This is a genomic window from Fulverythrobacter fulvus, assembly GCF_037154085.1.
In the GTDB taxonomy this organism is placed as follows: Bacteria; Pseudomonadota; Alphaproteobacteria; order Sphingomonadales; family Sphingomonadaceae; genus Andeanibacterium; species Andeanibacterium fulvum.
In genome coordinates this window covers 1-14,520 of sequence record NZ_JBANRM010000008.1, presented here as the reverse complement: position 1 = coordinate 14,520, position 14,520 = coordinate 1, and the positions used below count along the sequence as shown (strand labels likewise).

Below are 14,520 nucleotides of genomic sequence, written 5' to 3'. Positions count from 1 at the left end.
GATCAACTGTCAAGTCAATTCCAGTTTTGGAAATCATTTTCCCAAAATACGGAATCCGACTCCGGAGGGTCAGCTCTGCGCGATCCGGGCCTTTTCGCTGAGTGCGGCGGAGGCCTCTCGTACAGCCCGCGCCAGTTCTTCTTCGGCATGAAAGCCGAAGCGCTTAGCCGGCATGGTCACGCCCACGCAGCCCAGAACCTCATTCCCGCGCCCGAAAATCGGGCTGGCTATTCCGGCCAGGTCGTTTTCAGGATCATAATGCCGCGAAAAACCTTGCGCCCTATCTTGCGCGAGATTTGCCTCCATCGTCGCAAGCTCAGGCAAGGGGCGCCCACTGATCGGGCCGATCTTATGTTCGGACAGGATCACCCGTCGATGTTCGATCGGTAGATGGGCAAGGATCGCCCGCCCCAGCGACCCCCATGGCAGTTCGATTATCACGCCGACATCAATGGCATAGCGCAGCGGATGGGGCGTCAGCACCAGATCGGAGATCACTGCATTACGCCCGGCTGGGCTATACGCACACAGAACTACCGTTTCTTTCCAATGCGCGCCCAGTTCCTCAAGGAAAGGCCGTGCACAGCGTATCAGGTCAAACCTGGCGACCATCCGGGACGCCAACAAATAAAGCTCCCAACCGGCACGATAAGCCTGCCCCTCAGCCCTTTCGATGAGCCCGGACCGGACCAGTTCCTGAAGCAGCCGATGCACGGTGCTGGTGGGCAGTCCGGATCGCTCCGACAGGGTCGTCAATGTGAATGAGGGGGGCCCGTCAGCTATCAGCTTCAACAGATAAGCGAGCCGACCCGCCGCCCCCTTCGGCACATCCGTCAAAATTCACCTCTCGAATATTGTTGATTGATCAACCAATAACTCCGATGACTGTTCCTGTCTTCTCGGGGGGAGAATCCGGACATGCTGAGTGAGCAGGATTTCATGCGCTACGTCGCCGCCTTCAATCTGGGTGACAAGGATGCATACGGGTCTTTCTATTCCCCCGACATCCGATTTCAAAATGGGGCAGGCGCATGCCTTGAAGGGCCGGATGCTATCATTGCCTATTATGAGCAGCTGAAAGGCAGAATAGCGCGAAAGATGGAGGTGCGATCCGTAATCGCAGGTGAAAATGCGCTGTGCGCAAGCCTTCATTCGCGTTTCGAGATTATCGCTCCAGCCGAACAATTCGCCGGTGAGATGCTGCGCAAGGGCGATACCGTGCTGCTTGAAAGCATGGCCCTTTATGAACTCGACAAAGACCGTTTCAGGTGCATCGCGGCAAAGTCACTTTCGCGCCAGATCATCCGTGCAGAGACGCGCGCGTGACCTCCGAAAGCGATCCCTCCCGCTTCCTTGGACGCTCTTACCGGCTCAAGCTGGTGATAATCCTGTTCGTGGTCTGCACGTTCAACTTTGCCGATCGCGCCGTCTTTTCCGCCCTCGCCCAGACGATCAAGGCAGACCTGCGCCTGAGCGATCTGGAACTCGGATTATTGCAAGGTATCGTATTCGCGGTCCTCTACGCTGCGGTAGGCATGCCGCTCGGCCTGATGGCGGAACGCTTCAGCCGCACCCGTATCATCGCGGGCGCGACGGCCATCTGGTCCGCCGCAACGGTGGCCACCGGGATAGCTGGCTCCTTCGTTCAACTCGCCACCGCACGCCTGCTGGTGGGCATGGGCGAGGCCGGCTTCATGCCGACGACGGCATCCATGGTGGGCGATGTAACGCCCCGTCATCGCCGCGCATCGACAATGTCGTTGATTCTGATCGGCACACCTGCCGGCTATCTGATCGGCGCACCGCTTGCGGGCTATCTCTCGGACAATTTCGGATGGCGGGCTGCGTTCTTCGCATTCGGCATTCCGGGCGTGCTTGTCGCGCTCGCCCTGCCCTTCCTGCTTCCCGAACCACCGCGCGGGCTTGTGGACGGCGAGACAATACGGAAGCCGGCTCCGCCCATCCGCGATTTCCTCCGCGAGGTGTGGCGGACACCACCCCTGAAATGGGTAATTGCGGGAGGCAGTCTGGCGGGCTTCGGAATGACGTCCATCTCGCAATTCCTGGCCGTGTTCCTGGCCCGCACCCACGAACTGAGCGTGCGCGAGGCGGCGGCGGCCTATGGCTCTGTATCCGGCATCTCCCTGGCCATCGGCCTGCTGACGGGCGGAATGGTCACGGACGCGCTTTCACGTCGCGACGCGCGTTGGCCTGCATGGGGTGCCGCAATCGGGCTGACTCTGGCAGTGCCCAGCTATCTTCTGGCGTTCAAGGCCGGATCGCTGTGGTCAGCATTTTGCATGCTGCTGGTGGCAGGGGCGCTGCTGCTGCTCTATTACGCGCCCACTACCGGCATGATCCAGAACCTGCTGCCCGCCCGAATGCGGGCGAGTGGCATCGCCCTCTACAGCCTGCTCTACACTCTCATCGGGTCTGGCCTAGGGCCGGTATTTGTCGGAGGCGCGAGCGATTTCTTCGGCGCACGCAGCTATGCCGGAAATTACGCGGTCGACTGCCCCAGTGGCCTTCCCCTCGCTGGAGCAAGCGAATTCCAGGCCAAGGCTTGCACGCAAGCGTCGGCCAGCGGCTTGACCTCTGCCTTGTCCTTGTCCGTGCTGATCTTCGTCATTGCCGCCTTCTGCTTCCTGAAAGCCGCCTCGGGTCTCAAGGCGAAGGCACTTGCGGAAGCGGATCAGACCAGCGCGTAATAGCGAAACAGGGAGCGGTCGGGGCCTGTGCGCCGTTCTCCACCCCCGACGATCACCGTGCGCGAGAGCCAGTCATGCGGGCCTTCCGGCACGCGGAAATAGGGTGTGAGCTTGAAATAGGCCGGCTTGCTTTCGCCCGGCTTGGGGCGGACCAGATAGCCGCGGTTCTCGATATAGATCGCGGTCCCGTCATCAGCTTCGAGCATGTAATGCGCGCGCAGTTCGATAACACCATCGGTCCGGACGGTCGCATAGTCCGCACCGCTATGCGGCACGACCTTACCTGAAAGGCGAGGGCCGGAAATCGTCCCGCCAATCGCCGGAGTGTAACCCTGGCTACTCCCGCCGGGAAGCGGGCCATAGATCGCGCGATCCGCGCCGAAATGCACTTCGATATCGAACACGTGTTCCAGCGAACAATCGGCTGCGCATTCCATCAGGCTGTCTTTCCCGGAACGAATGGAAGGAGAATGGACGAAGGATATTCCTCGCCAGTGCGGATGATGTGAGTTCCCGCGTTGCGGGTATCTTCATGCAAGGCGAAGGGAAGCATCAGTCCTTCCTCACGCTTGTATATGTCACACCCCGCAACCACGACACGAAGGCTCTCTCCCTCCGCAAAGCGGACCGAGAATGGCCAGAGTTCGATTTCCACGGGCACGCACTCGCCCGGCTTCAACCGTTCCTCATGTGTGTGGGGGTGGAAGGGACGCTCCGGCGTGGATAGTTCCGGATCGAGGGCACGGTGGCTTGCTCTCAACCAGCCAAGGGCAATCGGTCCGTTTTCAAAGAATGCGTAGAAGGTAAAGCCGACCGGCTCTCCCTGCGCATCCAGCTTCTGCAGGGCGACGAACAGGTCCATGTCGTCACTGCCGTCCGCCTCGACCCACAAGGTGAGATTAGCATTGCCTGAAATCTCCGTTTCCCGATCGAAGCGGAAATCGAAGACAGCCTGCCCCTCCGTCGCCGGATACTGCACCGCTCCGGTTTCAGGCGGGCTTTCCGTCAAAGCTCCATGGCTGCCATCAAGCCAGAGCCTGCGATACTCGGTGCGAGCCAGCGGCCATTCCTGCTCTGCCCGTTCTTCCGCGACGCCATGGCAATCGCGAACTTCCATGCGGACCTTCGGCCAGGCGGAAACCGTAGTCGGACGGTCCCGCAGGCAATGATCGAAAAACGCCAGCTGCCGCTCCCGGCTGGCTGGCAGATAGTAATTCGCCCACTTCTTCTGGCCGTGAATATCGAGCCATTTCTGCTCGCTCGAACAACGCCGCCACGTCTCGATAGTGCCCCGCAGATGCAACCCCTGATCCGACCAGCTGGCGACGAAATAGGCAGGCTGCGTGATCCCCTCGAGATCGAGCAGCTTGGATTGCCAGTATTCGTCAATCAGCGGGTGGGCCTTGACGTTCTCCCAGGTGTCTTCGGTCCGGTTGAGGGAAAAGCGGATATTGTCCGATGCCCGCGGCAGGAAGCCCGTATCGAGAATACCGCCGTGATAGGCGAATTCGCGATACCAGTCGGAAAAGCCCTCCCACGGATTGAGCGCGGCGAGCGGCCCAGGCTTGAGCGGAGCGACCAGATATTGGATTGCCGCAAGGTAGGACACGCCGGTCATGCCCACGCGGCCATTCCCCCAGGGCAAGCTGCCGAGCCATTCGATTGCATCGGCGCAATCTTCTGCTTCCTGGATGCCGTTATGGTGGAAGTCGCCGCCGGAAAGCCAGGCCCCTCGGGGGTCGACAATCGCGACCGCAAATCCCTTGTTGCCCCACCATACCGGGTCCGGCCCTTCGAACGGCGTGAGTTCCGAAAGCCATTCCGGGTTCACCCCGGAGCGCGGCCAGAATACGTTATTGGAAAGCGCATGCTTCCCATAGGGGCCCCAGGCCAGCAATATCGGAAGATCGCGCTCGACACCTTCCGGTCGATACAGGTCGCAAAATATCTCCACGCCATCACGCAAGGGGATCACGCAATTGCGTTCGATTACCAGCCCTCTTTCGATCCGGCGGTCATACTCGGCCGGAGGCAAAGGCGGCTTGTGCGTGGCGCTGAAAGGATCGACGCCGGGGCGCATCAAGGGCTGGAAACGCTGCATGAAGATCTACCTGACGACGAAATAGTGAATCCGGTTTGCACCGGGCAGTTTCTCCGCCACGCCTACGAAAACATGCTTGGACATCCATTCGTGAGGTCCGGCAGGCGCATCGAATTTCGGGGTCACTCGCATGTAATAGTCGCCGAAAGCGACATCTTCATTCTTGCGCATCCGAGCAGCGATGTCGTCGGTTTTTGCCCAGCGGTAGCCGCGATTTTCCAGATAGATAATCGCGCCGTCATCCGCTTCGATCAGATAGCGTGCATCGAAATCGATGACGCCATTTTCCCGCTGCAGCGGGAAATCACCACCAGACATTGGGACGATACGGCCATTCAGCAAAGGCCCTTCGACAACGCCGTCAACGGCATAGATCGCCGCCCTTATATCGCCTCGCGCGCTGGGCTTGACCCAATATGGCCGGCTGAGATCGATGGAGATGGAAAAGGCGTGCTCAAGCGTCGGAAGAAATGGATGGCTCTCTGTCATCAGGCGGTTATGCGGTCATTTGTTGATTAGTCAACATAATTTCCGGTTGCATTCCGTAGCGACGCTTGGCAGCCGATAGGCATGAACCTGCCTGCGACATGGCATCTGTTTGGGGCCGAGCACACACCTTTCCAGCTGCTTTTGCTGGCGAAGATGATTGATCGCGTATCGGCCCGCCAGCTGGTTTCCACCTATGGAATATCTCTCGCCGAATGGCGGGTATTGGCGTTTGTGTGCAGCGCCGGCCCTTCCAGCGCCTCGGAAATCGGCGCAGCGGGGGAAATCGATCGGGCCGAGATCAGCCGCGCGGTCAACAAGCTCCTCGAAGGGGGGCTGATCACTCGCGAACCTTCAGAAGACAACCGTCGCCGCCTGATCATCTCCCCCACCACGGCAGGAGAGGCTCAATATCGCAAGATCAGGGATGAGCGCAGGGCCTATTTCCAGTCGATCATGGCTGTCATTCCCGATGAGGAGCGTGGTCGCTTCGCTCAACATCTCCAGGCCCTTGCCGAGGCCGTAGGATCGCTGCGCTAGACGTCAGACGCTGCAGTCGAAGCTATCCGCGATCTTGGGATCACCTCCCTTGTATCGGGCAACCAGCGGATAGGGGCAAAGCGGCCGCGAGATGCCCGGCATTGCCTTTCCGGTCGCCACGATCCGGCTCGGGGCCTCACCCTTCTCGACCCAGTTCGTAATCGCGTCTAGCATCTCGAAGCGATCCGTCGCTTCGCCGCCGCCGCAATGGAGCATGCCGGGAATTGTAAAGAGCCTTACGGCCTGCCGGCCGGGCTCGCCCGTCGCCGCAAGCATGCGATTGTACCAGTCCACCATCATGGCAGTGGCCATGCCCTGATCGGACATGCCGTTATAGACGATCAGCTTGCTCTTGAGCGCAAAGGTCGAAAGCAGCGGGCTGTCCGCGTCACTAATTCCGCCGGTGTAGCGTATACGCGCTAGCATCTCGTCGTTGTCGAATGGCAGTAGCGGATCGAACGCCGGTTCAGCCGGAGTGAGCTGGTAGAAGCGGAACTGCCCAAGGCCGAGTGTCGCATCCGCCGAGTTGGGCTCCCCGGTCAGCGACGTACCCAGTCGCATACCGCGCCAGGCGGAGGATGCGATCCCCGTATCATAGGTGAAGGGGCCATAGATGTGATTGCCCTGCCCATCCTTGGGGCCCTGGAACAGATCGTGCAGCACCTCCACCTGCCCTTTGGAGAGGCAGCTATCCGCCTTGTCGCCCTTGCAGGTAAGTTCGGCGGGATCGAAGCCGCATGATTGCCAATCGTTGATCAGCCCATCGGCAAGGCCGTCTCGTGCGTCACATTGCTTGAGCACTGCGTTGCGGACCAATTGCAGGTCACCGTCTGAGAACGCCTTGGCGTAGATCGGCCTGCCCTGCTCGTCCTTAGGGGCGATGCGTGCCACGACATGCAGGTTCCAGACCTCTCCCAAGGCGATGCGGGAAAAGCTCATTGCCGGATCGCCAGCGACAATCCCGTCGAACTCCAACGGCAATCGCTGCGACGCCATCATCGCCTGCCTGCCGCCATTCGAGCAGCCGAGGAAATAGGAATAGCGGGGATCGGCGCCGTAAAAGGCCTCGATTATCCGCTTTGCCTCGGCCGTGACCTTATCCAGCGCATTATAGGCATAATCGGTCCGCGCCTGCTGATCGAGGCCGAAGGAGGCATCGACGATCGGGCCGCTATGGCCGCTATCGGTAGAGACCACAGCAAAGCCGCGCGCCAGGGCCGGAAGCCCATCGGAATTGGCGATGCTGCCAATCGCCGGCTGGACCTGACCGTCAAGGCCCGCACCGCCCTGGAACAGGAAGCGTCCTCCCCAGGCCAGCGGCAGACGCAGCTCAAAGCCAATCCCGAACTCCCGCCCGCCATGTCCGGTGCGCGGGGAAATCACGCCCTTTACCAGACAATGGGCGGGCAGGTTGGCAGCCGCGCCAGCAGGTGCTCCAGGCGGAGCGGGAGCCGGGCCTTCGGGAACCAGTTCGGTTCTGCCGATCACCATGCCCGGCCGGGCAATCGCTTCTGCCAGAGTGGCGCAGCGATTCTGAAGCCTGGCCGGACCAAGAGCCGAGGCTCCAGTTCCTGAAGCCGTTTGCCGCGCCGCGCCGGAGACTGCGGCTCCCGCCAGCAAAATGCCTAACGCCGTTCTTACCCGTGTCCCCCGCATCGCACCTTCCCCCTTCTCCAACCCCTAGCGAGGGTCAGAACATACCGTTGCCGTTCTTCGCTCCGGCCGGATCGGGGACATCCTGGATCACGTCCCAATGTTCCACAACCTTCCCGTTCTCGAGCCGGAAGATGTCGACGATGGCACGCCCCAAGGTCCCCGGAGTGCGCACCGAATGCACATGCAGGATCACGAAATCGCCATCGGCATAGACGTGCTTCACCTCGTTGTGCTGCTGCGGGAACTGGCTTTTGAGGAAATCGATGAAGCCCTTCAGCCCGGCGGGACCGTCCGCCGCAGTGGGGTTGTGCTGGACATATTTGTCGCCGAGATATTTGGAGGCGGCGTCATAGTCCTTCTTGTTGATCGCCAGATCGTAAAATTCGAGAACCAGCTTCTTATTGGCTTCCTCCACGCTGTGATGCGCTTCCGCAGCCAATGCGGTGCTCACCATGAACGGGGCCGCCCCCACCGCACCAAAAATCGCCGCCAGCGACATGGCGCAGGCGAGAGTCTTGTTCTTTGCCATAATGTTCTCCGATCGTCGGTCAGGATTGAAAGGGTGCCACATCGCGGCCTCCCATCGGCTAGGCCAATGGCAGGAACCTTGCCATCAGTTCAGCTCTGCAGAGACCCCTCCTCGCCATGAGCGAGATGCCGCCCGGCCATGAAAATCGCCAGCCCAGCTAGCGCTGCCGTGAGAGCAATCACCAGCATGGAATATCGTATTGCCGTGTCGCCCACGCTTGCCGCGAGATGATCGTTCAGCATCCCTACGATCAGAGGGCCGATCGCTTGTCCCAGCAGCCCAGAAAACAGCACGATCGTTGCGATGGCCACTGCCCGCATCCGACTGGATGCCACTTCGGTCACCAGGGCAAAGAGCGGCCCCTGATGCACGAGCGTCAGGAAAGCCGATGCCGCAAAGGCTGCCATCCATATCCACTGGACGTCGGACAGCAAAAAGGCGACTTCGACCGGAGCTAGAATGACGCAGGCCAGAGCCGGAAGATTGACTCGCCAACGCGGCGAACGCGCAAGCAGCCTGTCAATCACCAAGCCCCCTGCGAGGACCCCCGCAAAACCGAAAATGCCCTTCAGCGGGCCGACAATCGAGGCGATCGACCCCATGGTGAGGCCATGGACTCGCTCCAGCAAGGTGGGCGTCCACACGCTCGCCGCGAACACGTTGAGTCCCATAAGAGTGGAAGCGATCAACAGATAGACATAGGCCCGCGATCCAAACAGATAACGCAGGGTCGCCCATATGCTGCGCCCATCTTCGGCCTTTCCGGCCGCCTTAAGCGATGCGCCGCGCGGTGGTTCGCGAACGGTAAGAAAGAACACCAGGGCCAGGATAACACCCGGCACCCCGGCAACCATGAACATCTGGCGCCAGCCATATTGCTCGCCGATCTGCCCTAGCAGGGGGAAGAAGACGATGAAGGCGATGGAGGAGGCCGTACCGAAGATCGAGAAGGCCAGGGCCCGCCTCTCCTTGCGGAACAGGTCCGAAATCATCGAGTTGGACGGCGCAAGCCCGCAAGCCTCACCCGCCCCCATCAGGAAGCGGGCAATTCCCAGCTGGACGATATTGCCGACCCACCCCGTCAGGAATGTCATCAGGCTCCAGAACGCGAAACCAATGGCGATGATGTTACGCCTGTTACGGTGGTCTGCCAGCCAGGCGATCGGGACGCCCATCAGGGAGTAGAATAGAAGGAAGGCAAAACCCGACACGAGGCCAAGCGCCGTATCGGAAACATGCATCTCGGCCTTGATCGCCGGCAAGGCGAGCCCAAGCAACGAACGGTCCAGATAATTGAAGGCCGAAATCAGCGTCAGAAAGCCAAGCCCGTATGACGCCTGAAAGGTCCAGTCTCCCTTACCCTTAACCCCCGCGCTGCCGTCCTCGACCGCAGCCTCTCCCATGTTTCCGCCCACATTCTTCTCCCATCACCCAGACTACCTCTTCCCTATGGAGAGGCTTTCCGCGGCCGTTACCGCGCTGAGGAGCCCGTCTGGCCGAACCTGTGCGGGGTCGTTCGCCCCGCTTCAGGATGGCCGGGCCATTATGTCACTTGCCGAATTTCCACTGTGCAACCGGGCGTTCGCCGATCACTGTCGTGCGGATCAGATGGCGCTTTTCATATTTGAAATCGTGCACCCCCCGATGAAGCGTGAAGCGGTTATCCCAGACGAGCAACGTATCCTTCTTCCACTTAACCCGGCAATGATAGTGAAGGTGCTGGGCCAGGCCCTGCAGATAGTTGAGCAGCGCCCGGCTTTCGTCCTCGCTCCAGCCAACGAAACGCTTGAAATAGGCTGAGGTCGCAAACAGCGCCTTGCGCCCGGTCTCGGGATGAACCCGGACGGCGGGATGGATACTTTCGAGCTGGTCCTCGCTGAAGCCATGCGTCTCACGCAGGCGAAGGCGTTTTTCAGGCGGCAGCTTGTCGTTGCGCGACCAGATTTCCTTGCCGGAATATACGACCTCCAGCCCGTCCAACAGTTCCTTCATACCGTCTGACAGGTGTTCGTAGACAAGGTAAGCATTTGAAAATGCTGTATCGCCACCCCATTGCGGCACTTCCAGCGCACGCATTACGATGCACTTGGGCGGCTGCGGCAGGAACGGGCTATCCGTGTGAAAATGCTCGAAGGACGGGACGACGTTTTCCGGTTCGTGCGCCTCACGACGGACCTCCTGCATCATGTCGTCGCCATTATAGGTCGGCGCCTGCGGAAGTTCGGTCAGTTCCCCGAAATGCCTGGAAAATGCCTTGTGCTGCTCCGGCGTCAGATCCTGATCGCGGAACACGATTACGAGGAACTGTTCGAAGGCGAGGAGAATTTCCGCCAGCGTCTCTTCATCGAGCGGCTCTCGCAGATCCACGCCGCCGATTTCGCACCCGCAAGCCCCGCTGATCGGCTCCACGGTGATGCGCCTGAATTCCGGCATCGGCAGGCCTGCAACAATTGGCGTACCCGAAAAAGCCTCTCGAGCTTCAATTGCAGTCGCAGCCATAAATATCTTCTCCCACAAGCCAGGAGGCGGGCCATGCAGCCGCCCATGGCGAAAATCGATTTGTCGCGGAGGGAAATGCGCAGGGCGCGAGCCGAAAGGTCCGAGCCGCCAATTCACCGCCCCGGCGTTCCCCCCTCGCCAAGCCTGCAAGTGCACGCGGACGTAATTGGAGTAGGTCAGCCCAGAGCCGCGATAGCTATCGGAGTGAATTGCAGTTTCAACTAGATTTTTAAAATAGGGAATATAAATTCCGCATGTTGGAATTTGAAATTCGGGAGAGGGAAGTTGACGTCACCGCCAAGCGGTTCGGGAGAGCGGCTGCTGCACATGATCCGGCTGATCGCGTCCGGGCCCGACGTCTTCACGCTCGGCGAATTTGCCGAGCGGGCCCAGCTGCCACTCAGTTCTGTCCATCGCCTGCTCAAAATGCTCGAGAAGGCCGGCTTCGTCGAACGTAGCGCCGGCCAGTCTTATCGGCAGGGACGGGAACTTCTCCGCATTGCCTCGCTGATCGTATCCCGCTTCGACCTGGGGCGCTGCGCGCGTGCACTGCTTGAAAATCTGGTCCGGGACTTTCACGAGACTGCCGTGCTTTGCACCTACAGTCCTCCTACTCATCGCGGCGTGATCGCCGAGGTCGTACTGACCCCCCATCCCCTTCGATTTGCGATTGAAAAGGGGGCAAGTGTCTCTTTGCCGTGGGGCTCTCTCGGCCACGCGATCCTTGCCTATCTGCCCCAGTCGGAGATCGAACTGGTGCTGAGGAACGAGAATTCGGGCCCACTGACCGGAAGGCCGCGGCCAACCAGGCAAGCGCTTGAAACCGAGTTCGAAGCCATACGCGAGAATGGCTATGCCCTGTATTGCGAGGAACATATCGACCTGGCCGGAATTGCAGCACCGGTCTTCACAGGCAGGGGGGAAGTGCTCGGCAGTATCGGAATGATTCTCCCCTCCTCCCGCTATGATCTGCATCTTCAGGGCGATATCGCGCTCGCCGTGCGCGATGCGGCGCAGGAACTGAGCAAACAGGCGGAAATGAGTTCCTGACAACAGCATTTCCGTATCTCGATACATTGCCGAAGGCATTTTTCATCAGCCCATAAATTCCACTATATGGAATTATATCTCTAAAATACGGAAGCAAACTTGACAGCCAACTCCCCCTGACGCCCTATTTGGCTAACAAAAGAAAGGGAGAGGCAATGATTTGGGAAACAAGGGGAGAGGTGCGTCCAGGCTCTGCGGGGCTGGCGTGGCGAGGAGTTTTGCTTGCCGGGATTGCGGCCTGTTCGCTGACGGTGCCGGCTGCGGCGGAGGAAGCGGAAGACAGCGCCGCGAGCAGTGAGGCCAAGGACGGCCCCTCGCGCTTTGGCGGGGACATCGTCGTCACGGCGGAACGGCGCGAGACCAATCTGCAGGATACGCCACTCTCGATCGTGGCAGTGACCGAGGAGACGATCGAGGCCAAGGGCATCGAGGATCTGGCCGACCTTGCCACCTTCACGCCCAACCTCAACATCACGCCGGGCCGCGGCAGCGGCAATTCCAATCCCTCCTTCTCGATCCGCGGCGTGTCCGGCGGCGGCGGGGCGACCAGCGAACGCGGCGTGGGCCTGTATATCGACGGGATTTACGTTCCGCGTACCAACGGCACTGTGCTGCGCGTGCTCGATATCGACCGCGTGGAAGTGCTGCGCGGGCCCCAGGGCACCCTGTTCGGGCGCAACTCCACCGGCGGCGCGATCCGCATCTTCACCAAGCAGCCTGAGTTCGACCGCACCGAAGGCTATCTGCGCGTCACTGCGGCCAATATGGACCGCGCCGATGTGGTGGGCGCCCTCAACGTTCCGCTGAGCGAGAATGCGGCCCTGCGCGTGCAGGGCGCATATTTGAAGCAGGGCGGCTGGGTCCAGCGCGGCACGCAGATGATGGGTGAAACCGAAGACTATATCGGCCGCGCCAATCTGCGCGTAGAGCCGAGCGACGATTTCAGCATCAATCTTGGCTTTCTCTATTCGGATTCGGACAGCACCAGCTCGCCGCAGGTGTTCGACGAATTCGACATGCGGCCGGGCATCGAGGGCGTCATCCAGGGCAATTATGCCGACTGGCTGAACGATGCCTTCAAGCTCGACGGGCAAGCACCGCTGGCCGCCTATAACGATCCGCGCCTGGTGATCGATCCGTTCACTGCACCGGATATCTGCCTGCTCGACGATTTCGATCCCGACTGGGACAAGGCATGCGAGCAGTACGAGCGCAACAAATACTGGCAAGCCGACCTGCGCCTGAATTACGATCTGAGCGACACGGTTACCCTGTCGAGCACCACCGGCTATTCGAAGCTGCGCCACAACAGCACTACCGACTGGCAGATGATCGGTACCGAAGAACGCTACAGCGAGATTCACTCGGACACGTTCTATCAGGAACTGCAGCTCAATGCGGAGCTGTTCGGCGGCGCGGTCGACTTCGTCACCGGCGTGACCTACTTCCACGAAAAATCCTATAATGACGGCTATGTAAACACGCGCATCGGCACCAGCGTCTTTCCGGCCACGCCGGCAGGCAATGGCGACGGCGGCCTGAAGCATCGCGACGATGCCGTGACCACGCAGAAGTCGAATTCCTTCGGCCTGTTCGGCAGCGCGACCTGGCACATTACCGATCGCCTGAACTTCACCGGCGGCCTGCGCTATGCCTATGACAAGAAGGACTACGCGCAGACCGAATATGCCTCGAACAATTTCACCCCGGCACCGGGGACGACCTCGACCACGGTTACCAGCGATCACGACTGGAACCAGATCGATTGGCGTGCCACGCTGGACTACAAGCTGACCGATGACTGGATGTGGTACGCCACCGCTTCCAAGGCCTACAAGGCGGGCCAGTTCTCCTACACGATCCGCGACAACGTACCGGGCCCGGACCAGAGCGGCGACTTCATCCCCGTGCTGGCCCCGGAAAAGGTCGTCAACTTCGAGAGCGGGATGCGGATCGAAGCCTTCGATGGCCGCCTGCGCCTGAACCCCACCGCCTTCTACATGCAGTGGACCAACCGCCAGGCTGCCCGTCAGGTCACTTGTACAGTCGATCCCCAGACCTGCCCGCTCGGCTTCATCATCCAGGTGTCCAACACCGGCGACGTCGACATCTTCGGTGTGGAACTCGACGCCAATCTGTTCATCACCGACAGTTTCTCGATCGACGGGTCGTTCGGCTATTCCGGCTACGATCTGAAGGACCCGGCGGCCAATGGCGGGCCCAACCTGTTCCCCGGACCTCCGGAGTTCAATTTCAACATCGGCGCCAATTACCGCAAGGATATCGGCCCCGGCGAGCTGAGCGTGAACCTCAATTACGCCTACACCAGCGCGCAGCCGACCCATCCGAGCGCGACCGGCGATTCCGCCTATCTTCTGCCGGCCATCGAACTGGTCAATGCGCGGATCGGCTTCAAGCCGGAGAATGCCCCGATCTCAATCAGCGTGTTTGCGAACAATCTGTTCGACAAGACCTACGCGACCTACGGCACCCGCTTCGGCGGCGGCTATTGGGATAGCGGTTCTGGCGCAGGGCTCGCTGCGCCACAGCGCTCTGCCCTGTCGCTCGTGCGCGGCAAGCCGCGCGAGATCGGGGTGACGCTGCAGTACGACTTCTGATCGGCGGGAGGCGGAAGAAGATGAGGTCATGCCTCACTTCTTCCGCCTCCCTTCCCCGACAGAAGCCCATTAATCCGATCAGGAACGCCGGGAGGCTTTGTTGCAATTAAGAAAAATCTCAGCGTCGGTTGCCTTGACCCTGTGCCTGTACGGCACGGGGGTGCTCGCGGAAGACACCAAGCCAGCCGCGCCATCGACAAACCGCAACGCCCCTTTATCCGAGGAGCGTTTTCAGCAGATGATCCCGAAGCACCCCGGCTATCTGGGTGCTCTGGCGCCTGAGAACCTGAAGAAGCCTCGTCCTGCGCCTCCGTTCGATCTGACGGGGACCTG

14 protein-coding genes are annotated in these 14,520 nt (G+C 60.4%); 6 read left to right on the top strand and 8 right to left on the bottom strand.

The annotated features are described in order from the left end of the window. Positions 1 to 69: 69 nt before the first annotated feature. A complete protein-coding gene (locus WFP36_RS16310) occupies positions 70 to 828 on the bottom strand; it encodes an IclR family transcriptional regulator (protein WP_336982137.1) in 759 nt (252 codons plus the stop codon). Between the two features lie 90 nt (positions 829 to 918). Between WFP36_RS16310 and WFP36_RS16305 the strand changes: the two genes are divergently transcribed. Both WFP36_RS16305 and WFP36_RS16300 read left to right on the top strand, forming a co-directional pair. Then, positions 919 to 1,326, top strand: coding sequence for a nuclear transport factor 2 family protein (locus WFP36_RS16305; RefSeq protein ID WP_336982072.1), 408 nt, complete (start codon positions 919 to 921; stop codon positions 1,324 to 1,326). Further along, entirely contained in the window at positions 1,323 to 2,708 is a 1,386-nt protein-coding gene (locus tag WFP36_RS16300; protein ID WP_336982070.1) for a spinster family MFS transporter, read from the top strand. Before WFP36_RS16305 ends, WFP36_RS16300 begins: the two co-directional genes overlap by 4 nt. On the opposite strand, the gene WFP36_RS16295 is transcribed toward WFP36_RS16300, so the two are convergent. Genes WFP36_RS16295 through WFP36_RS16285 form a run of 3 tightly spaced genes read right to left on the bottom strand, consistent with a single transcriptional unit; the run spans position 2,693 to position 5,298 of the window. Beyond that, on the bottom strand, positions 2,693 to 3,145 hold the full coding sequence (locus WFP36_RS16295) for a DUF3237 domain-containing protein (RefSeq protein WP_336982069.1): 453 nt from the start codon (positions 3,143 to 3,145) through the stop codon (positions 2,693 to 2,695). The two genes, WFP36_RS16300 and WFP36_RS16295, sit on opposite strands and share 16 nt — an antisense overlap. Next, positions 3,145 to 4,809 carry a CocE/NonD family hydrolase gene (locus WFP36_RS16290; RefSeq protein WP_336982068.1) on the bottom strand — a complete coding sequence of 555 codons (1,665 nt, stop codon included), beginning with the start codon at positions 4,807 to 4,809 and terminating at the stop codon, positions 3,145 to 3,147. Before WFP36_RS16290 ends, WFP36_RS16295 begins: the two co-directional genes overlap by 1 nt. A gap of 6 nt (positions 4,810 to 4,815) precedes the next feature. Then, on the bottom strand, positions 4,816 to 5,298 hold the full coding sequence (locus tag WFP36_RS16285; RefSeq protein ID WP_336982067.1) for a DUF3237 family protein: 483 nt from the start codon (positions 5,296 to 5,298) through the stop codon (positions 4,816 to 4,818). A gap of 81 nt (positions 5,299 to 5,379) precedes the next feature. Here WFP36_RS16285 and WFP36_RS16280 point away from each other — a divergent pair, with 81 nt between their 5' ends. Then, positions 5,380 to 5,835, top strand: a complete 456-nt coding sequence (locus tag WFP36_RS16280; protein ID WP_336982066.1) for a MarR family winged helix-turn-helix transcriptional regulator — start codon at positions 5,380 to 5,382, stop codon at positions 5,833 to 5,835. Between the two features lie 3 nt (positions 5,836 to 5,838). Here WFP36_RS16280 and WFP36_RS16275 read toward each other — a convergent pair whose 3' ends face one another. From WFP36_RS16275 to WFP36_RS16260, 4 genes are all read right to left on the bottom strand, one after another. Beyond that, positions 5,839 to 7,326 (bottom strand): tannase/feruloyl esterase family alpha/beta hydrolase, encoded by a 1,488-nt coding sequence (locus tag WFP36_RS16275; protein ID WP_336982064.1) that lies wholly within the window; start codon positions 7,324 to 7,326, stop codon positions 5,839 to 5,841. A gap of 199 nt (positions 7,327 to 7,525) precedes the next feature. Then, positions 7,526 to 8,020 (bottom strand): nuclear transport factor 2 family protein, encoded by a 495-nt coding sequence (locus WFP36_RS16270; RefSeq protein WP_336982063.1) that lies wholly within the window; start codon positions 8,018 to 8,020, stop codon positions 7,526 to 7,528. Between the two features lie 89 nt (positions 8,021 to 8,109). After that, positions 8,110 to 9,435, bottom strand: a complete 1,326-nt coding sequence (locus tag WFP36_RS16265; protein WP_336982062.1) for a spinster family MFS transporter — start codon at positions 9,433 to 9,435, stop codon at positions 8,110 to 8,112. 133 nt (positions 9,436 to 9,568) lie between these two features. Further along, the gene (locus WFP36_RS16260) at positions 9,569 to 10,453 is read right to left on the bottom strand and encodes a TauD/TfdA dioxygenase family protein (protein ID WP_336982060.1); all 885 of its coding nucleotides are present in this window, start codon (positions 10,451 to 10,453) and stop codon (positions 9,569 to 9,571) included. 330 nt (positions 10,454 to 10,783) lie between these two features. On the opposite strand from WFP36_RS16260, the gene WFP36_RS16255 reads away from it, so the two are divergent. The 3 genes from WFP36_RS16255 to WFP36_RS16245 form a co-directional block, all read left to right on the top strand. After that, a complete protein-coding gene (locus WFP36_RS16255) occupies positions 10,784 to 11,569 on the top strand; it encodes an IclR family transcriptional regulator (RefSeq protein WP_336982058.1) in 786 nt (261 codons plus the stop codon). A gap of 155 nt (positions 11,570 to 11,724) precedes the next feature. Further along, positions 11,725 to 14,187, top strand: a complete 2,463-nt coding sequence (locus WFP36_RS16250; RefSeq protein ID WP_336982056.1) for a TonB-dependent receptor — start codon at positions 11,725 to 11,727, stop codon at positions 14,185 to 14,187. Between the two features lie 133 nt (positions 14,188 to 14,320). Then, positions 14,321 to 14,520: hypothetical protein (locus WFP36_RS16245; protein ID WP_336982054.1), on the top strand; the 200-nt coding region annotated here is incomplete at its 3' end.